Here is a 19505-nt window from a genome sequence, read left to right on the forward strand (position 1 = left end):
ACCCCAATAAATCCAGTTAATCAGAAAGGAATGCCATGAGTCTCAACCTGCCCCAAGGCATGCAGATCACCGCCCCCATCCAGCCCGAGTGGGAATTCATCTTCGCCCCCGCCGCCCTGGAACTGGTGGCCAAGCTGCACCGGGCCTTCGAAGGCCGCCGCCAGGAACTCCTCAAGGCCCGCATCGCCCGCCAGGCCCGCATCGACGCCGGCGAAATGCCCGACTTCCTGCCGGAAACTGCCCACATCCGCGCAGGAGACTGGAAGGTCGCCCCCCTGCCCAAGGCCCTGGAATGCCGCCGCGTGGAAATCACCGGCCCCGTGGAAGCCAAGATGATCATCAACGCCTTCAACTCCGGCGCTGATTCCTACATGACCGACTTCGAGGATTCCAACAGCCCGAAGTGGGAAAACCAGATCCAGGGCCAGGTGAACCTCTACAAGGCCATCCGCCGGGAACTGTCGTTCAAGAACGAAAACGGCAAGGAATACAAGCTCAACGACAAGATCGCCACCCTGCAGATCCGCCCCCGTGGCTGGCACCTGGATGAAAAGCACGTGCTGGTGGACGGCCAGCGGGTCTCCGGCGGCATCTTCGACTTCGCCCTGGTGTTCTTCCACAACGCCAAGGAACAGATCGCCCGCGGTGCCGGCCCCTTCTATTACCTGCCCAAGATGGAAAGCCATCTGGAAGCCCGCCTGTGGAACGAAATCTTCCTGATGGCCCAGGAATACGTGGGCCTGCCCAAGGGCACCATCAAGGCCACGGTGCTGGTGGAAACCATCCTCGCCACCTTCGAGATGGAAGAAATCCTCTACGAACTGCGGGACCACTCCGCCGGCCTGAACGCCGGGCGCTGGGACTACATCTTCTCCTGCATCAAGAAGTTCAAGAAGAACGCCGACTTCTGCCTGGCCAACCGGGGCGCCATCACCATGGAAGTGCCCTTCATGCGCTCCTACGCCCTGGCCCTGGTGCAGGCCTGCCACAAGCGCGGCGCCCCGGCCATGGGCGGCATGAGCGCCCTGATCCCCATCAAGAGCGACCCGGTGGCCAATGAAAAGGCCCTGGCCGGCATCCGCCACGACAAGCGCCGGGACGCCAACGACGGCTACGACGGCGGCTGGGTGGCCCACCCGGGCCTGGTGGATATCGCCATGGAAGAATTCAAGGCCGTGCTGGGTGACAAGCCCAACCAGTGGGGCAAGCAGGTGGAAGGCAACTTCGGCCCGGCCCAGTGGCTGGACTTCCAGCCCTCCCAGCCCATCACCGAAGCCGGCCTCCGGAACAACATCAACGTCGGCATCCACTACCTCGGCTCCTGGCTGGCCGGCAACGGCTGCGTGCCCATCCACAACCTGATGGAAGATGCGGCCACCGCCGAAATCTCCCGCTCCCAGGTGTGGCAGTGGGTGGTCTCTCCCAAGGGCATCCTCGACGACGGCCGCAAGGTCACCGTGGAAATGGTGCGCCCCATGATCGCCGAGGAACTGGCCAAGGTGAAGGCCACCGTCAGCGCCCAGGGCGAAGACACCGCCACCTACGACCAGGCTGCGGTCATCTTCGACAAGATGAGCCTGACCCCCGAATACCCGGAATTCCTGACCCTGCCCCTGTACGAGGCGATGGAATAAGCCGTTCCAGGATAAAAGCGGAGAGAGACAACGCCCCGGGAAACCGGGGCGTTTTTTTGCCTGGATTTCCGACACCACGCCCGGAGAAAACAAGAGGCTTCATCCACTGGGATTGCCCCCCAACAGGCCAAGCCGTTTGGCAACACTGGGACTGGTTTTCCTCTGGCGCCCCATGTCTCCGGGGAATTCAAATAAGGCTGTCTGGTTGAACCCCACCTGGCATGCCCCTTGCGTAATGGCGAGGTCCTTTTTTCCTCGTCCGGGCCGTGTCCAGCACTGTAGACCTGCATCTCTCCCCCCATGCCTCCGCTTCGGCCTATACGGCCCTGATGGCCATGGGCGCGGTGCGGCCCCAGGTCAAGGAGCCGGAGGCAGCCCAGGATTCGGCCCGGGTCCGAATCAGCGCTGCCGGGCGCCAGCTGGCAACCCTGGCGGCAGCCAGCCCGACGACGGGAACTACCGCCCCCCTGGATGCCGACGCCCTCCGGGCCCGCAGTCTGGCCTATGGCCCCAGTCCCCTGCCCGCCCTGATGCCGCTGCCCGTCGAAAGGGAAAGCGCCACGCCGGACCCGGCGCCCCTGGCCCGGCAGCTGGAAGAAGTCCGGGACCGCCGGGTGGCCCTCTATGAGCGGGAAAAGGCAAGGGGAACGCCGGCTGACGAGATTTACGCGCAACTGCAGGCCTTCAACGCGGCCCAGCCCCTGCCCTTCAAGTAGGACCGGAACGCGGCCGGCTTTGCCGGTGGGCGGCAAGCCCTGCCGCTATCGACAAGGCCCCGGCTTTGCCGGAAGATGCCGGCCCGCCCTTCTGCCGCGTCTCCCATGGAAATCCTCGTCGACATCATCCTCAAGGCCGGCCGCTCGGCGGTGGAGCTTTCCCTGTTCGTGCTCCTGCCGGTGATGGTGGTGATGCTGGCCCTGATGCGCATTCTCGAGGCCCGGGGTGTGGTGGACCGGCTGGTGGCCTGGCTCGCCCCCCTGCTGCGCCCGTTCGGACTGACGGGCCTGGGGGTGTTCGCGGCGCTGCAGATCAACTTCGTCAGCTTTGCCGCGCCCCTGGCCACCCTCACCATGATGGAACAGCGGGGTGCCTCCGACCGGCATCTGGCTGCCACCTTGGCCATGGTGTTCGCCATGACCCAGGCCAACACCTCCTTTCCCATGGTCACCATGGGCCTGCACCTGGGCCCCACCCTGCTCTTTTCCCTGCTGGGGGGACTGGCGGCCGCCGCGGCCACCTATTACCTGCTCGGCCGCCATCTGTCGGCCACCGAGGCGCCCATGGACGAGACCCTGCAGCACCGGGTGGCCAAGGACCCCAAGGGGGTGCTGGACGTGATCAACCATGCGGGGGCTGAAGCCTTCAAGATCGCCGTGGGAGCCATTCCCATGCTGGTGCTCTCCCTGGTGGTGGTCACCGCCCTGCGCCAGTTCGGCGCCATCGACCTGCTCACCCGGGGCCTGACGCCCCTGCTCGTCCTGCTCGGCATCGACCCGGCCCTGATCCTGCCCACCCTGACCAAGTACCTGGCGGGCGGCACGGCCATGATGGGGGTGATGGATGAAATGCTGCGCAACGGCCAGGCCAGCGCAGCCCTGCTCAATGCCAGCGCCGGCTTCCTGATCCATCCCTTCGACGTGCCCGGGGTGGCGGTGCTGATTTCCGCCGGTCCCCGGGTGGCCCGGGTGTGGAAGGTGGCAGCCCTGGGCGCCTGTGTCGGCATCGGGGCCCGCACCTTGGGCCACGCCCTGCTCTACTGACCCCCAGGGACGGCAGCCGGAGTACCATGGCGTACCGCCGGACAACAGCGTCCGGCCCTGACTGGAGCCGCCGGCACAGGCGGCCCGCAACTCTGGAGCACAGCAGATGAAAAAACGTTACTGGGCCCTGCTGGCCCTGATCTTTCTGGTCTGGCTGGACTGGTACATCCGCGCCCCCGACGCCCAGTCCCGGGAGCTCACCGCCGTGATCCACAGCCAGGGCAGCCCGCAGCTGCAGCAGTATCCCTATCCCTTCAAGGTGTTCCGGGTGGAGCCCGACGGCACGGCGGTGATGGGCACGCCGCGCAGTTTCGAGATGCCGGCGGCGAAGTTCCTGCAGGCCGCATTCCCGGAACTCAATACCCGGGACAACAATGACCCGGCCTTCGTGGCCGCCCAGCAACAGCTGGGCAAGGTCCAGGACGAGGCCAGGGGCATCATCCTGAAACAGCCCGGCATCAAGGCCGTGCGCTGGGAGCTGGACCGGGACTGGCTGCGGGAACAGGGTATCGTGCTGCCCGGGAATCCCTGAGCCCGGACTCTCCCGCCCTGTCGCAGAAAATTCATGCCGGCAACTTATTTCCTGTGGCAAACTCCTTCTCCATGAACCTTGCCTGCACCGCCTTCTCCCGACGCCGCCGTGGCTTTCCGCCAATGTCGTCGCGCGTCCCCCAGGTGCAGTCCTAACCCCGGTTCCTCAGGACTTCCCCCCTCCAAGGCCACGGCGATCCCGTGGCCTTTCTGTTTTCTTACCCCCGGAAAAAAGGAGAACCCTTCCATGAACCAGCCCCTCGCCCATGCCGACGCCCTGATGTGGATCACCCCCCGGCCCGACCTCCTGTTCACCCAGGGGGCCGGCTCCTGGCTCACCGATCACCAGGGCAAGCGCTACCTGGACTTCGTCCAGGGCTGGGCCGTCAACTGCCTGGGCCACGGCCACCCGGCCATTGTCGAGGCCCTGACCCGGCAGGCAGGCCAGCTGCTCAACCCCAGCCCGGCCTTCTACAACGCTCCGTCCCTGCAGCTGGCGGCGAACCTGAGCCGCCATGCCGGCCTGGAGCGGGTGTTCTTCGCCAATACCGGGGCGGAGGCCAACGAAGGAGCCATCAAGCTGGCGCGCAAATGGGGACGCAAGTACCGGAACGGCGCCCATGAAATCATCACCTTCGAAAACGGCTTCCACGGCCGCAGCCTGGCCACCATGTCGGCCTCCGGCAAGCCGGGCTGGGACAAGCTGTTCGCCCCCCAGGTCCCGGGTTTTCCCAAGGCCAGGCTGAACGATCTGGATTCGGTGGCAGCCCTGATCAACGAACGCACCGTGGCCATCATGCTCGAACCCATCCAGGGGGAAGGCGGGGTCCTGCCGGCGGAGCGGGAATTCCTGCAACTACTGCGCCAGATCACCGAAGACCGGGGCCTGCTGCTGATTCTGGACGAGGTCCAGACCGGCATGGGCCGCACCGGCACCCTGTTCGCCCATGAGCAGGCCGGCATCCGCCCCGACATCATGACCCTGGGCAAGGGCATAGGCGGCGGTGTGCCCCTTTCGGCCCTGCTGGCCCGGGAGGCGGTGTGCTGTTTCGAGGCTGGCGACCAGGGCGGGACCTACAACGGCAACCCCCTGATGACGGCAGTGGGCGTGGCCGTGCTGGACACTCTGACGGCCCCGGGCTTCCTGGAACAGGTACAGGCCAGGGGCGAATACCTGGCCCGGGGCCTCCAGGCCCTGGCCCGGGATACCGGCCAGGTGGGGGAACGGGGCCAGGGTCTGCTGCGGGCCCTGATCCTCGCCGATGACCGGGGCCCGGCCCTGGTGGAGGCCGCCCGCAGCCGCAGCCCCGAGGGCCTGCTGCTGAACGCCCCCCGTCCCCACCTGCTGCGCTTCATGCCCGCCCTGAACGTTTCCGAGGCAGAAATCGACCTGATGCTGGCCTGGCTGAAGGAGTTGCTGGAAAGCAAGGCCTGAACGGAACGCCCCGTTCAACAGGACGACTTCCTCAACGCCACGCTTCCTCTCACATAGCCCCCGGCCCTGCGGTTCCCGCAGCGCCGGGGGCTACGTGTTCCCGGAGCAGAAAGCAAGAGCCCACTCAGACCAAAGTAATAGCCGTAACACTTTGCTACAATCCCCTCACCGTTGTTCACCCCAAACGCCTGCCCATGCCATCAAGCCACGCCCAGCGTCGTTCGCAGCACCTGCTTCTAGCGACCCTGCTGGCCAGCCAGATCCTGCCTGCCCAGGCCGACGAGGAGTTGTTTTTCGAAGAGCTCCCCGTGGTGCAGAGCGTTTCCCGCCTGCCCCAGCCCCTGGCCGACGCGCCGGGCTCCGTCACCGTCATCGACCGGGAAATGATCCGCGCCTCGGGCATGCGCAACCTGAACGACATCTTCCGTCTGGTCCCCGGTTTCCAGACCTACGTCTTCAATACCGACGCACCGCCCCGGGTCACCTACCACGGCATCAGTGACGAGGATTTCTCGCCCCGGGTCCAGGTGCTGGTGGATGGCCGTTCCCAGTATTCCCCCCTGTTCCGGGGCGGGGTGAACTGGTCGGTGATTCCCGTGGCCATCGACGACATCGAGCGCATCGAGGTGGTACGGGGCTCCAACTCCGCCGCCTACGGCTCCAATGCCTTCCTGGGCGTCATCAACATCGTCACCGTGGACCCTTCCCTGGCCCAGGGCTTTTCCGTTGCGGTAAACCACGGCAACCAGGGGGTGCGCGACTACGCCCTGCGCAGCGGCGGCAAGCTGGGGGAGGCCGGCCATTTCCGTTTCACCTACCAGCAGCAGGACGACGATGGTCTGAGGGACCGCTATGACTGGCGCGACTACTTCAAGTCACGCCTGTTCGATGCCCGGGCCAACCTGCGCCTGGGCAGCAACGATGAACTGGAGCTGTTCGCCGGCCACGTGGAAGGCAACTACCTGGCGGGCCGTTACCGCAAAGGGGAGCTGATTCCCGGCACCAACCAGCGGGAAGTCCTCTCCGAGCAGGAGCCCTGCGATCCCTTCTTCAATGTCTGGCAGGCCAGCTCCTACCTGCAGGCCCTGTGGCGGCGCCACCTGGAGGACGACGGAGAGCTCCAGCTCCGCTACGCCCATACCGAAGACCGGGGCTCCGGCAACCACGTGGAGCGCTGCACCAACACCCGCTACTACGACAATAAAGACCTGCTCTACCAGGTGGATCTGGTGGGCGACAAGAGTACCCAGGACGAACTGGAGCTGCAGCACACCTTCTCGCCCCTGGACGGCACCCGCCTGGTCTGGGGCCTGGGCGCCCTGCACCAGAGCATGCGTTCGGCCACCTATTTCCACGGGGACCCGACCATCCGGCGGGACATCTACCGGGCCTTCGCCAACCTGGAGTGGCGCCCCTCGGAACGGTTCACCCTGAACCTGGGGGCCACAGGCGAGAAGGACAGCCTCTCGAAAAACACCTTCGCCCCCCGGCTCAACCTGAATGTCCACCTGAATCCGGAAAACACCCTGCGCCTGGGCTGGTCCCGGGCCTACCGCTCCCCCAATCTGGTGGATCTGCGCGGCGACCGCTGGAAATCCCCCTTTTCCACGGCGGATGGCACTCCCATCCCGGAAGACCTGATCTACGTGCGCCGCTTCTACGCCGACCGGGACGTGGAGCCCGAGCAGATCACCAGCGTGGAACTGGGCTACCTGGGAGAATGGAAGGACTACCGGATGAGCCTGGACGTGCGCCTGTACCGGGAGACCATCCCCAACCGCATCCTGATCCTGCCGCGCAACAACCCCGGCCTGTGCCAGGCGCCCAATACCGACACCAGCTGCCAGCAGCCCAGCAACGCCGAATACGCCGTCAATGCCCAGCATGTGGACATGGAGGGGCTGGAATATCAGTGGCGCTGGCAACCCCTGGAAGGCACCCGGCTGCTGCTCAACCAGGCCTTTCACAAGATTCACAACCGTTTCCGGGATGACCTGGAGACCACCGCCGTCTGGTATGCGTCGGGCGGCAATCCCAGCACCCTCTACAACACCGACATGCACACCCGCATGTCCGCCCCGACCCGCTCCACCACCCTGATGTGGATGCAGAAGCTGCCCTACGGCCTGGAGTTCTCCGCCACCCAGTACTGGGTGGGCGCCATGAAGTGGAGCCGCAACACCGTGGTGCAACCCTACCAGCGCCTGGACCTGCGGCTCGCCTATCCCTTCCGCCTGGGAGCGACCCGGGGAGAGCTGGCCTACACGGTGCAGAACGCCTTCTGGAACCACGGGGAGTTCAAGTCCTCCGGCAGCGACCCCGCCGACCGGGTAGTGAGCGAACGGCACTGGCTGTCCCTGCGCTTCGCCTACTGATGCCACGCCTGTCCCTCACTCCCCTGCTGCTCCTGAGCCTGCTCCTGGGCGCCTGCGCTCCGGTGGCCCCGCGCCAGGGACTGGCTGGTGCCGAGTGGGTCCCATCGCCCAATTTCGAGCCCCGCCGGGCCAACTACGTGATCCTGCACCACACCAGCAACAACAGCCTGGAGCGGGCCCTGCACACCCTCACCAGCCCGGAACGGGCGGTGAGCAGCCATTACCTGATCGGCCGGGACGGCCGGGTACTGCAGCTGGTGGACGAAGGGCAACGGGCCTGGCACGCGGGACTTTCCTGGTGGGGCGGCCAGACGGACATGAATTCCGCCTCCATCGGTATCGAACTGGACAACAACGGCGAGGAGCCCTTCCCCCGGGAGCAGATCGACGCCCTGCTGGTGCTGCTGGCGGACATCCAGACCCGGCACCGGATTCCCCAGGCCAACTTCCTGGGCCACGCGGATGTGGCCCCCGGCCGCAAGGTGGACCCCAGCGCCCTGTTCCCCTGGCGCCAGCTGGCCGCCGCCGGCTTCGGCCTGTGGTGCGAACCGCCCTTCGCGCCGGCCCCGGAAGGTTTTGACCCGGCCCTGGGCCTGACCGCCCTGGGCTATGACCCGGCCCGTCCCGAAGCCGCCGTGGCGGCCTTCAAGCTCCATTTCGTCCCGGACGATCCGGAGCCGCTCCTGAACGACGATGACCAGGCCAGGCTGCACTGCCTGCTGCAGCAACTGGCCCGCTGAACCCGCCCCGGGAACGGGGGTGCCGGGTTATGCTTCCGGCACAACAAACCGGATGGTTGCGGGCGGACCTTGCAGGCCGTCGGGGAGGCGACCACAGCGATCATGAACCTGGAACCCCTGGAAGCCCTGCTCCACGCGAGCAGCCACGCGGAGCTGCTGGAGCGGACCGAGCGCATTGCCCAGTCCCTGGGCTTCGAACACTTCATCTACGCCCTGCGACTGCTGCCCCGGGAAGACCACCCGGGCGTAGACCTGCTGCTCGGCACCTACCCCCGGCACTACCTGGACCTCTACGCCCGGGAGAACTACCTGGCCATAGACCCGGTGGTTCGGCACGCCATGCAGAGCACCCGGCCCCTGGTCTGGAGCAATGCCCTGTTCGCCGACCCCGGCGTGCGGGACATGTATGCGGATGCCCGGGCCGCCGGCATCTCGGCGGGGGTGGCCCTGTCGGTGCACAATGCCCTGGCCGGGCAGATCGGCCTGTTCGGCTTCGCCCTGGATCTGGATGCGGACCGGGGCGCCCCGCAGATCCGCAGCCAGGTCCCGGCGATCCAGGTCCTGACCAGCTATGTGCACGAGGCCTACGGCCGCCTGCTCCAGGCCCGCCACCCGGAACTGGGCAGCTACCCCCGGGAGCTGCCGGAACTGGCGCCCCTGGAGCGGGACTGCCTGTGCTGGCTGAGCGGCGGGCTGCATCCCGAGGCCATCGCCACCCGGCTGCACCTGTCGGAACAGCAGGTGCTGCAGCACCTGGAACAGGCCCGCCGCAAGCTCAAGGCAATCTCCCTGTCCCAGGCCATGGCCCGGGCCCTGCTCCTGGGCATCACCCACCAGCCTGGGGAGCGCCCGCCCATCCTGCTGGACCAGTCGGGCACCTGGCACCCCCACCAGCCCCGGGCGCAACTGGGCCAGGAGCTGGAACGGCGCCTGGCCCGCCAGGCCCGCACCGAGCTCCTGATCCTGGAAGTGCACCGCTTCGAACGCCTCCAGGACAGCCTGCCACCGCACACCGCCGACAGCCTGGGGGAACACCTGTATCTGCGCCTGCGCGGCGACCCGGACCTGGGCCGGGCCCTGATTCCCATGACCGGGCACCAGTTCGCCCTGCTGCCCCAGCCGGATCAGCGGGCCGAGGCCCTGGCCCGCCGGGCCCAGGCCCTGCTCCAGGCCCCCCTGGTCCTGCAGGAGCACAGCGTGCGCCTGGAACTGAACGGCGGCATCGCCTGCGCTCCCGAACACGGCCGCCACTGGCAGGAACTGCTGCGTCACGCCGAACAGGCCCTGCACGAAGCCGGCAAACTGGCCCCGGGCAGCATCCTGCATTTTTCCCCGGACACCCAGCGCCAGCTGGAAGCCGCCCTGCACCTGGAAAGCCGCCTGCGCCAGGCCCTGACGGATGCAAGCCCGGACCTGAGCCTCCATTACCAACCCATCGTGGACACCGCCAGCGGCCGCATCCTCGGCCTGGAAGCCCTGTGCCGCTGGCATGACCCCGAGCTGGGCCAGGTGCCCCCGGACCGCTTCATTCCACTGGCAGAAAGCTGCGACCTGATCCACCCCCTGGGCCACCGGGTCCTGGAAATGGCCCTGCAGCAGCTGGCCACCTGGCACAGCCAGGGACTGGACCTGTTCATGGCGGTGAATGTCTCCACCCGCCAGTTCCAGGACCCTCAGCTGCATCAGCGCATCAGCGCCAGCCTGGCCCGCTACGGCCTGCCGCCCCAAAGCCTGGAGCTGGAGATCACCGAAAGCGTGCTGCTGGGCGAGGACCCCCAGGTCCTGGGCCAGCTGGAGACCCTGCACCGGCAGGGCATACGCTTTGCCATCGACGATTTCGGCACCGGCTATGCCTCCCTGGGCTACCTGCGCCGGATGCCGATCTCGGTGCTGAAACTGGACCAGTCTTTCGTGCGCGGCTGTCACGGGGACCCGCGCAACGGCGCCCTGGTGGAAGCGGCCATCCGCATGGCGGCCAGCCTCTCCCTGCACGTGGTGGCCGAGGGGGTGGAAGAAGAGGCGGACCGGGCCTTCCTGGCCAGACTGGGCTGTGCCCGCTGGCAGGGCTACCACTGCAGCCAGCCCAAGCCGGCCACACACCCGGAACTCTGCCGCCTGCTGGGAGCCCCCCGGGAAGCCTGAACCTCAGGCTTCGACCCGCTTGGCCAGCACCTCGTCCACCCGGTTCTTCTCCATGTCCATCACCTCGAAGCGCCAGCCGCCCCAGACGAAGGCTTCGGTCTTCTTGGGCACCTTGCCCAGCTGGGAAACCACGAAGCCCCCCAGGGTGTGATAGTTGCCCAGCTCCTCCTCGGGCAGCTCCGGCAACCCCAGGAGCTCCTTCAGCTCGTCGATGGGCAGCAGCCCGTCCAGGAGCCAGCTGCCGTCCTCCCGGGGCAGGGCCAGGGGAGATTCCACGGCACCGGAAAGCACATCCCCCACCACCGTGCCCATCAGGTCCGAAAGGGTCACCAGACCCTCGGTGGCACCGAACTCATTGACCACCAGGGCAATCTGGGTGCGGTTGGCCTTGAAGAACTCCAGCAAGCCGATCAGGGACAGGCTGTTAGGCACGTAATGGGGCGTCACCGGTGACAGGGCGCCGAAATCCAGCCCCCTGCCGGACAGCACCAGGCGCAGCAGATCCCGGCTCTCGACGAAGCCCAGGGGATTGACCACCCCGCCCTTGCACATCAGGAAGCGGGACACGCCCCGTTCCTGCAGCACCGCCATGTTGGCCTCCTTGGGCAGGGTCAGGTCCAGGTAGGCGATGTTGGCCGCCGGGGTCATGATCGCCCCCACCTTGCGGTTATCCAGGCGGAACACATTGCCCAGGATTTCCCCCTCGGTTTCATCCAACCCCCCGTCCTTGCGCCCCGATTCGATCAGGATACGGATCTCGTCGGCGGCGGAAGCCTCCGCCGAGCCCTTGGCGGGAAAGAACTGCAGCACAGCGTCGGAAGTCCGTGACACCACCCAGATCAGGGGACCCGCCAGCCGCAGCATCCAGCCCATGAGACCAGACATGGCCACCGCCACGGCCTCGGGCCGGGCCAGGGCCAGGCGCTTCGGCACCACCTCGCCGAACACCAGGCTGAAGAAGGTCACCACCGTCACCACCAGGGCCAGGGCCAGGGCGTAGGCGAAACTTCCCAGGGCCGGCAGGTGGATGGTGATCCAGGCCTCCAGCCGGGGCACCCACAGGGCCTCGCCGAAAATACCCGAAAGCATGGCCAGGGCCGTGATGCCCAGCTGGGTGGTGGCGAGCAGGCGGCTCGGGCTTTCCCGGAACTGCAACACCGTGCGCGCGCCCTCGTGCCCTTCTTCGGCCAGCACCCCCAGGTGGCCGTTGCGGCTGGCTCCCACGGCCATTTCGGCCATGGAAAGCACGCCGCTGGCAAGAATCAGAACAATCAATATCCAGAGATCCATGGGATCAGCTCCTTTGCATGCAGCCCGGACATTCTACCCACAGTTCATGACCCCTTTCCCGCCCCCCGGCCCTGGCAGCTTTCCGACAACCGTTGTGCACAAACAAACATAACGATCTACAAATCCCTTCCCAGCCCCCGAGCCTGCAAGGCTCCATATCCTGGCACACAACTTGCCATTCCCCCAGGCGTGGATACGACCACCGTTATATACATAACTATCTAACAAGCCTGTAACCCGTCACGCGGAAAGCCCTACATGAAAGACCTAGCTCCGGCCCCCAGCCCCTCCACCCTCCTGGCCCTGCTCATCTCCGGCCTGTTCGCCGCCCCCCTCCACGCCCAGGAGACCACCCTGGACACGGTACACGTCGAAGCCCAGCCCCTCCCCGACGAATGGCCGGGCCCGGACCGGAGCGTGCCGCGCACCCTGTTCCAGGTCGGCCCGGAGGGCATGGCCCTGTTCGACAGCCCCGGCGGCAGCAACCCCATCACCGCCGTGGCGGAGCTGCCCGGCGTCAAGGTCACCACCGTGGACGCCTACGGGCTCAACAACACCCAGGGGGGCCAGAAAGGCATCCGCGTCCGGGGTGAAGTGAGCAGCCACGGGGTCTCCGGCACCGTGGAAGGCCTGGCCCTGGGCGGCCCCGGCCCGGGCCCCGGCTACCTGTTCCTGTTCGACAAGGAGAACGTGGCCGCCGTGACCCTGGAACAGGGAGCCATCGGTGCCGATTCCGGCGGCCTGTTCAGCAGCTACGGCGCCCTCAACACCCAGCTGCGCTGGGCCCGGGACGAGGCCCGCCGGGAAATCTCCATGGGCGTGGGCAGCGACGGCTTCCAGCGCTATTTCGCCCGCATCGACACGGGCACCCTGAGCAGCGGCACCGCCCTGTTCGTCTCCGCCTCCAGGACCCAGGCGGACAAATGGCGGGGCTACGGGGACGCCCCGGAGGGCCGGGACAACCTGGAAGTGGGCCTGAACCAGGCCCTGGGCGCCTTCAAGCTGAAGATGATCTACGCCCGCAACGACCAGGCCCAGCACAACTACAAGACCCTCAATTACGAGCAGGCGCGCAACCTGGACCAGTACCGGGACGAGGACTACAGCCGTGACCGGAGCAGCAACGACTACTACGGCTACAACCGCCAGGACTTCCGCAACCAGGCCCTGGTGGCGGAGCTGAGCTATGACTTTTCCCCGACCACCCGCCTGGTGTTGAAGCCCTTCTGGGCCCAGGAGGAAGGCTACTACCTGTTTGCCGGCAGCCAGCCCAACCAGGTCCTGAAATGGATCACCGACCATGAAACCTACGGGGCCAGCACCGAACTGCAAACGGTGCTGGCCGACACCCGCATCAAGCTGGGTTACTCCTGGACCTCCACCGAGCCCCCCGGCCCCCCCACCAACCGCAAGCAGTACAAGATCACCGGCAATGGCCTGCAGTTTGCCCAGTGGGCCATGCTCTCCGATGTCACCGAACGGCATGAGTTCGAACACTACTACCTGACCGGCCAGCGCCGTTTCGACCGGCTGACCCTCCAGGGCGGCCTGCGTTACGCCCGGGAAAAGCTGCCCGGCATCGACGCCTACAACGTGGGCACCGCCACCGCCGGCACGAGCTGGGATGTTTCCGCCGACCAGGCCCTGGAGCAGGCCAGCCGCAATGACAGCCGCAGCGTCAGTGCGCGCAGCTTCGGCCACTGGCTGCCCCAGCTGGGCGCCGCCTACGAATTCACCCCGGCCCTGTCCGTGTTTGCCAACCTGGGCCGCAACATCGGCGCCCCCTCCCTGGGGGTCTTCAACCAGGCTCCGGCAGGCAGCTACAAGACCAGCCAGGACTACTGGGACGACATCCGCCCCGAGCTGAGCACCAGCCTGGACCTGGGCACCCGCCTGCGCCTCGGCGACTTCACCCTGGACCCGACCCTCTACTACAGCCGCTCCAGAAACAAGACGGTCAACGTCTATAGCGAGGACAGCAAGAGCGTCTGGTCCCAGAACGTGGGCCGCACCGCCGGCAAGGGCCTGCTGCTGGCCGCCGCCTGGACGCCCTCGGAAACCCTGCGGGTGTTCGGCAGCTTCTCCTACACCCGCGCCTGGTTCACCGAGGACGTGCGCGGCAACGGCGGCAAGGCCCTGGGGGTGCAGGGCAACCAGCTCCCCGACGTGCCCCGGACCATGGCCAGCCTGGGGGCTGCCTGGAAAACCCATGGGGTCACCCTCGCCCCGGTGCTCCAGTACGTGGGCAGCCGCTGGAGCACCGTGGATTACCGGGAAAAGGTCCCTAGCTACGTCACCGTGGACCTGAATCTGGGCTATGGCCAGAAGACCGCCTGGGGCACCTGGGACGCCTCCCTGGCCCTGCTCAACGCCTTCGACCGGAAGTACATCGGCCAGATCAGCACCAGCGAAGTGAACACCACCGCCAATGGCTCCATCTACTACCCGGGCGCACCCCGCACCCTGGCCGCCAAACTGGCCTTCACCTTCTGAGGAATCGACGATGCATAAACTGCTGCTCTGCCTGGGCCTGATCCTGGCCCTCATTGCCCCCCTGGAAGCCAGGGAAATCACCGACATGAACGGCCGCCGGGTGCAGCTCCCCGCGCAAAGCCAGCGGATATTCGGCTCGGCCCCGCCCCTGAACGTGCTGCTGCACGCCCTGGCGCCGGAGCTGATGGTGGGCCTGAGCTTTCCCGTCCCGCCGGCCGCGGCCGGCTACTTCCCGCCCCGGCTGCGCCAGCTGCCGGTGGTGGGCGGCGTGTTCGGCATGGGCCAGCACATGAACGCCGAGGCGGTCATGGCCCTGAAGCCGGACTTCGCCCTGGCCTGGCAGAGTCCCCAGATCGATGCCGGCAAGGTTGAATCCGCCTTTGCCAAGATGGGCCTGCCGGTGGTCTTCATCAAGCTGGATACCCTGCACGACTGGCCCGCCGCCCTGCGCTACACGGGGCGCCTGCTGGATCGTGAGGCAAGAGGCGAAGCCCTGGCCGCCTACGTGGAGCAAGCCCTGCAGCGCCTGGACAAGCTGCGCCAGGAGGTGCCGGAACCCCAGCGGCCCCGGGTCTATTACGCTGAAGGACCCGACGGTCTGGCTACCGATTGCCACCTCTCCTTCCACACGGAAGCCATTGAGCTGGCCGGGGGCTATAACGTCCATCGCTGCAGCCCCAAGGACCATACGGGCATGGAGAAGGTGAGCCTGGAACAGGTGCTGGCCTTCGCCCCCGACATCATCATCACCCACGAGCGGGGCTTTGCCGCCAGCGTGCGCCAGGACCCCCGCTGGCAGGGGGTGAAGGCCGTGCGCGAGGGGCGCATCCACCTGGTGCCCCGCTGGCCCCACAACTGGATGGACCGTCCCCCTTCCATGATGCGGGCCCTGGGCGCCCAGTGGCTGGCCAGCCTGTTCCACCCGCAACGCTTTGCCTTCGACCTGCCCGCCGAGACCCGCCGCTTCTACCGCCTGGTGCTGGATACGGAGCTGAGCGAGGCCCAGTACCAGGCCCTGTTCCAGTAAGCCCGGTCGCTGCACCGCCATGAGCCGCCGCCTCTCCCTGCTGCCCCTGCTGCTCCTGACCCTGCTGGGCACCATGCTGGCCTCCCTGTCCCTGGGGCGCTATCCCCTGCCTCCGGGAGAGGTGCTGGACTTCCTGCTGCACCAGCTGGGGCTGGGGGAGCTGGAGGCCCAACGCCAGGCCCTGCTGCATAACCTGATCGTGGACATCCGCCTGCCCCGGGTGCTCACCGCCGTCCTGGTGGGCGCCGCCCTGTCCATTTCCGGTGCCGCCTACCAGGCCGTGTTCCGCAATCCTCTGGTATCGCCCGGCCTGCTCGGGGTGCTCCCGGGCGCCGCCGCCGGGGCCGCCCTGGGCCTGGTGTTCTCGGACAGCTGGTGGATCATGCAGGTGGCCGCCTTCGCCACCGGCTTCCTGGCCGTGGCCATCGGCGTCGGCATCGCCGGCCTGTTCGGCGGCTCCCTGGTGATGCTGGTGCTGGGGGGCATCATCAGCGGCGCCCTGTTCACCGCCCTGCTGTCCCTGGTCAAGTACGTGGCCGATCCCTACAACCAGCTGCCCGCCATCGTCTACTGGCTGATGGGGAGCCTGGCCACCGCCGACCTGCCCGACCTGGCCCGGGTCGCTATCCCCATGGGGCTGGGCATCCTCCTGCTGGCCAGCCTGGGCCGAGCCCTGGATGCCCTGTCCATGGGCGACGACGAGGCGGCCACCCTGGGCCTGCCGATCCGGAGCGTACGCTATGGAGTCATTGCCCTGGCCACCCTGATCTCGGCCCTGACCGTTTCCCTGGCCGGGGTGATCGGCTGGGTCGGCCTGCTGGTGCCCCACATCGCCCGGCTCATCACCGGCCCCGGCAACCGTCTGCTGCTGCCTGCCAGCGCCCTGCTGGGCGCCATCTTCCTGCTGCTGGCCGACGGCCTGGCCCGCAACCTGGCCGAGACGGAAATCCCCATCGGCATCGTCACCGAACTGCTGGGCATCCCGGCCTTCCTGCTGGTGCTGCACCGGGCCCGGAAAGGCTGGGTATGAAGCTCGAAGCCCGGCACCTGGCCTTTGCCTATCGCCAGCGCCTGGTCCTGGACGGCATTTCCCTGAGCCTGAAGCCGGGCCAGGTGGTGTCGCTCCTGGGCAGCAACGGCGCCGGCAAGAGCACCCTGCTGCGCCTCCTGCTGGGCCTGCTGCAGCCCGCCCGGGGCGAACTGCTGCTGGACGGCAAGCCCCTGGAGCAGTGGCCCCGCCGCCAGCTGGCCCGGCAGCTGGCCTATGTGCCCCAGATCCACAGCACCCCTTTTCCCTACACGGTGACGGAGGTGGTGCTGTTGGGACGCCTGCCCGCCGGCAGCCTGTTCCGCTCCCCTTCCCGGGAAGACCGGGAGATCGCGGCGACGGCCCTGGAGCAGGTGGGCATCCCGCACCTGGCCGAGCGTCCCTACACCGAAATCTCCGGCGGCGAACGCCAGCTGGCCCTGATCGCCCGGGCCCTGGCCCAGGGCGCCCGCCTGCTGATCATGGATGAACCGGCCACCGGGCTGGACTACGGCCACCAGCTGCGCCTGCTGGAACGCCTGGGACAGCTGGCCGCCGCCGGTTACGGGGTGCTGATGAGCACCCACCACCCGGAACACGCCCTGCTCGCCTCCACCCGGGTCCTGCTCCTGGAAAACGGCCGCATCCGCGCCGCCGGCCCCCCGGAGCAGGTGCTCAACCCGGCCAATCTGCAGGCCCTCTACGATATTCCCCCCGGACTGCTGCAGCGGGCCATGAGCTGCTGGCAGCCGGCCGGCCCATCCTCCCTTTCGCCCCCCACCAAGGAGTCTTTCCATGTGCCAGAACCACACCCACGCCTCCCAGCCTGAAGTCCAGGCCCCTTCCCACGCCAGCTGCGGCTGCGGTCAGCAGGGGCGCCCGCCTCTGGGGCGGGTGGTCCCGGCCGGCCACGAGCTGGAAATGCCGGAAGTGCGCTTTCCCGGCCCCGCCATCCTGGCTGGTCTGGGCGCCGAAGGGCTGCGCCGGCTGGTACGGCATCACCACGCCCTGCTCCGGGCCAGCAGCATCGGTCACCTGTTCGCCCCTGACCCGGCCCAGTTCGTCGCCCTGGTGGAGCGCATCGCCGACTACGTGGTCGAAACCTGCGGCGGCCCCGAGGATTTCAGCCTGGCCCACGGCCATACCTGCATGCGCACCCGCCACTTCCCTTTCAGCATCGACGAACAGGCCCGGGAGGTATGGCTGGAGAAGCTGCTGCAGGCCATGTGCGACACCGATTTCCCCCAGGGCCTGCGGCAGGAATACTGGACCTGGATGGAGGCTTTCTCGGTACGCATGATCAACCGCCGCACCACCAAGGCCCAGCCCCTGCGCCTGAACTACGACGCAGCCTGTGCCCGCTTCCGCTCCCCCCTGACGGCCTGAGGCACGGCATGCGCTGTCCTTGCATCGCTCAGTCCCCCGGAGCGACTCCGACCGGCAAAGGGGACGTGCGCCGGCAAAGCCGTCAGCCGGTCCGCTGGCCGGCCCTGGCCGCCCTGCTGCTCTGGAGCTGGACCCTGGCGGCTCCTGAAGCCCGGGCCGAAGCCCCGCCCCGGGTCCGGGTGGCCGTGGTGGGAGGGCTGGTGCTCTGCGGCGTCTGGCCCGAACTGTCCCGCCGGGCAGCGGCAGCCACGGGGCTGGAGATCGAGACCGTCGCCGCCGCCCCCAAGGAGGGCATCGTCCCGGCCTTTCGCCAGGGCGAGGCGGAGCTCCTGCTGATGCACGGCAGCGACGAAACCTATCACCTGCAGGCCGCCGGCCTGGCAGCGCCCCTGCAGGCCTGGGCCATGAATGAGCATGTGCTCCTGGGGCCGCCGGAGGACCCGGCCCGGGTTGCCGAGGCTCCCGACGCCGCCACCGCCCTGGCCCGCATCATTGAGGCCGACGCCCCCATGATCGGCTTCCGGGACCCGGGCAGCCTGGCGGTCATGCACGCCCTGTTCCGGGCCCGGGGCCTGCGGCCCGGCATCCGCCAGCAACTGCCCGATACCGGCGCCACCCAGCAACAGGTACTGGAAAGTGCCGCTGCCCAGGGCGCCTACGTGATCGCCGGCCACATCCCCGTGGCCTTCGGCAAGATGCCCCGGGCTGGCCTAGCCCTCCTGTTCCAGGGCGACCCGGCCATGCGCCGGGTCTACGTCCTGGTGCAACCCGGCCCCCGCCATCCGGCCAGCCCGGAACAACGGCAACGCGCCCGGCAACTGGCCGACTACCTGCTGAGCCCCGCCGGCCGCCAGGCCCTGGAAGCCGCCAACCAGTCCGCCGGCGGCCCCTGGGTGTTTCCGTTGCCGGAGCGGTGACTTGCTTCCAGCCCGAGGCCGGCTCCTTGCAAACCTTGCCCCCTACCTGTAGGCAGCGTTGCAGGGACAGGGCCTTGCTGCCCAGGGGCAGTGCAGGGCCCTGAGGCCGGGCACCATCCCCAGCGGCCGCCCCCTGCTGGAGCGGGCGCCCAGTTTCCGGGTCCAGCCCCTTGGCCCTCGCCATTGCCTCCATCCGCGCCTCACTCGGCAGGGGCGGCGGAACATTCGCTTCATGGGCCTTCAGCCACTGGAAGCTCCCATCCCATTTCGGCAGCCGTGCCGGCGGCAACGGAACAATCTCGTCTATCTCCGGAACCTTCGGGCCGAGGTAATCGTAGCGGAACAGGAAACCGTCGATGGCCGCATAACGACGCACCCGCTCCGGATCTTTGGCCTGCCCCAGGTAAAACATTTCATCCGATGCAGGGGGGCCGTCAAAACCCTTTTTCAGCCAACCTGCCGCACTAAAATGGCCTGCTTTGGCTCCTAGCTGCAGGGCTTGCAGAGCGGCATCATGACTCGCATTCGCCGAATGATCGCCAAGCCGAACACTATCCTTCAGATACACCCCCAGCATAAGCCCAGCCTCCCCATGCCCCTGTTCAGCTGCGCAACGCCACATCTGCACGGCAATGTCCGGCGCCACATCTATCGGGGCCAGCATTTCCCCCACCTTGTATTGCCCCTCCGGACTCCCCAGATCGGCTGACTTCCGGTAGTACTTCAGGGCCAGCTCCCCGTCCTGCTG

At 67.5% G+C, this 19505-nt stretch carries 15 protein-coding genes and 1 pseudogene; 14 read left to right on the forward strand and 2 right to left on the reverse strand.

The window, feature by feature from the left end; all coding sequences use genetic code 11:
• Positions 1-35 precede the first annotated feature (35 nt).
• From aceB to G474_RS22060, 8 genes are all read left to right on the forward strand, one after another.
• Entirely contained in the window at positions 36-1634 is a 1599-nt protein-coding gene (aceB, locus tag G474_RS0109220) for a malate synthase A (RefSeq protein WP_026686713.1), read from the forward strand.
• A 266-nt stretch (positions 1635-1900) separates the two neighbouring features.
• On the forward strand, positions 1901-2350 hold the full coding sequence (locus G474_RS0109225) for a hypothetical protein (protein ID WP_026686714.1): 450 nt from the start codon (positions 1901-1903) through the stop codon (positions 2348-2350).
• A 105-nt stretch (positions 2351-2455) separates the two neighbouring features.
• Positions 2456-3394, forward strand: a complete 939-nt coding sequence (locus tag G474_RS0109230) for a nucleoside recognition domain-containing protein (protein ID WP_026686715.1) — start codon at positions 2456-2458, stop codon at positions 3392-3394.
• A 106-nt stretch (positions 3395-3500) separates the two neighbouring features.
• Positions 3501-3926, forward strand: coding sequence for a hypothetical protein (locus G474_RS20290; RefSeq protein WP_026686716.1), 426 nt, complete (start codon positions 3501-3503; stop codon positions 3924-3926).
• A gap of 246 nt (positions 3927-4172) precedes the next feature.
• Positions 4173-5360 (forward strand): acetylornithine transaminase, encoded by a 1188-nt coding sequence (locus G474_RS0109240; RefSeq protein ID WP_026686717.1) that lies wholly within the window; start codon positions 4173-4175, stop codon positions 5358-5360.
• A gap of 194 nt (positions 5361-5554) precedes the next feature.
• The gene (locus tag G474_RS20295) at positions 5555-7735 is read left to right on the forward strand and encodes a TonB-dependent receptor plug domain-containing protein (protein WP_043463820.1); all 2181 of its coding nucleotides are present in this window, start codon (positions 5555-5557) and stop codon (positions 7733-7735) included.
• Positions 7735-8475 carry an N-acetylmuramoyl-L-alanine amidase gene (locus G474_RS0109250; protein ID WP_043463821.1) on the forward strand — a complete coding sequence of 247 codons (741 nt, stop codon included), beginning with the start codon at positions 7735-7737 and terminating at the stop codon, positions 8473-8475. Before G474_RS20295 ends, G474_RS0109250 begins: the two co-directional genes overlap by 1 nt.
• Positions 8476-8577: 102 nt before the next feature.
• Complete coding sequence (locus G474_RS22060; RefSeq protein WP_051282185.1) at positions 8578-10617, forward strand: EAL domain-containing protein; 2040 nt, start codon at positions 8578-8580, stop codon at positions 10615-10617.
• A gap of 3 nt (positions 10618-10620) precedes the next feature.
• On the opposite strand, the gene G474_RS0109260 is transcribed toward G474_RS22060, so the two are convergent.
• On the reverse strand, positions 10621-11907 hold the full coding sequence (locus G474_RS0109260; protein WP_026686719.1) for a hemolysin family protein: 1287 nt from the start codon (positions 11905-11907) through the stop codon (positions 10621-10623).
• Between the two features lie 258 nt (positions 11908-12165).
• On the opposite strand from G474_RS0109260, the gene G474_RS0109265 reads away from it, so the two are divergent.
• The 6 genes from G474_RS0109265 (at position 12166) to G474_RS0109290 (ending at position 18757) form a co-directional block, all read left to right on the forward strand.
• Positions 12166-14400: a TonB-dependent receptor gene (locus tag G474_RS0109265; protein ID WP_026686720.1), complete on the forward strand. Its 2235-nt coding sequence runs from the start codon at positions 12166-12168 to the stop codon at positions 14398-14400.
• Positions 14401-14410: 10 nt separating this feature from the next.
• Positions 14411-15427 (forward strand): ABC transporter substrate-binding protein, encoded by a 1017-nt coding sequence (locus tag G474_RS0109270; protein WP_026686721.1) that lies wholly within the window; start codon positions 14411-14413, stop codon positions 15425-15427.
• A gap of 19 nt (positions 15428-15446) precedes the next feature.
• The gene (locus tag G474_RS0109275) at positions 15447-16457 is read left to right on the forward strand and encodes a FecCD family ABC transporter permease (protein ID WP_026686722.1); all 1011 of its coding nucleotides are present in this window, start codon (positions 15447-15449) and stop codon (positions 16455-16457) included.
• Positions 16454-17284: an ABC transporter ATP-binding protein gene (locus G474_RS20305; RefSeq protein WP_084513684.1), complete on the forward strand. Its 831-nt coding sequence runs from the start codon at positions 16454-16456 to the stop codon at positions 17282-17284. The genes G474_RS0109275 and G474_RS20305 overlap by 4 nt, the downstream gene beginning before the upstream one ends.
• Positions 17250-17840, forward strand: coding sequence for a globin domain-containing protein (locus G474_RS20310; RefSeq protein WP_051282186.1), 591 nt, complete (start codon positions 17250-17252; stop codon positions 17838-17840). Before G474_RS20305 ends, G474_RS20310 begins: the two co-directional genes overlap by 35 nt.
• Positions 17841-17905: 65 nt before the next feature.
• On the forward strand, positions 17906-18757 hold the full coding sequence (locus tag G474_RS0109290; protein WP_026686723.1) for a substrate-binding domain-containing protein: 852 nt from the start codon (positions 17906-17908) through the stop codon (positions 18755-18757).
• Between the two features lie 151 nt (positions 18758-18908).
• On the opposite strand, the pseudogene G474_RS24575 reads toward G474_RS0109290, so the two are convergent.
• Positions 18909-19421, reverse strand: a pseudogene (locus tag G474_RS24575) (DUF6396 domain-containing protein); the annotation flags it as partial.
• Between the last annotated feature and the right edge of the window lie 84 nt (positions 19422-19505).

Origin of the sequence: Azovibrio restrictus DSM 23866 (genome assembly GCF_000429665.1) — a bacterium.
GTDB lineage: Bacteria > Pseudomonadota > Gammaproteobacteria > Burkholderiales > Rhodocyclaceae > Azovibrio > Azovibrio restrictus.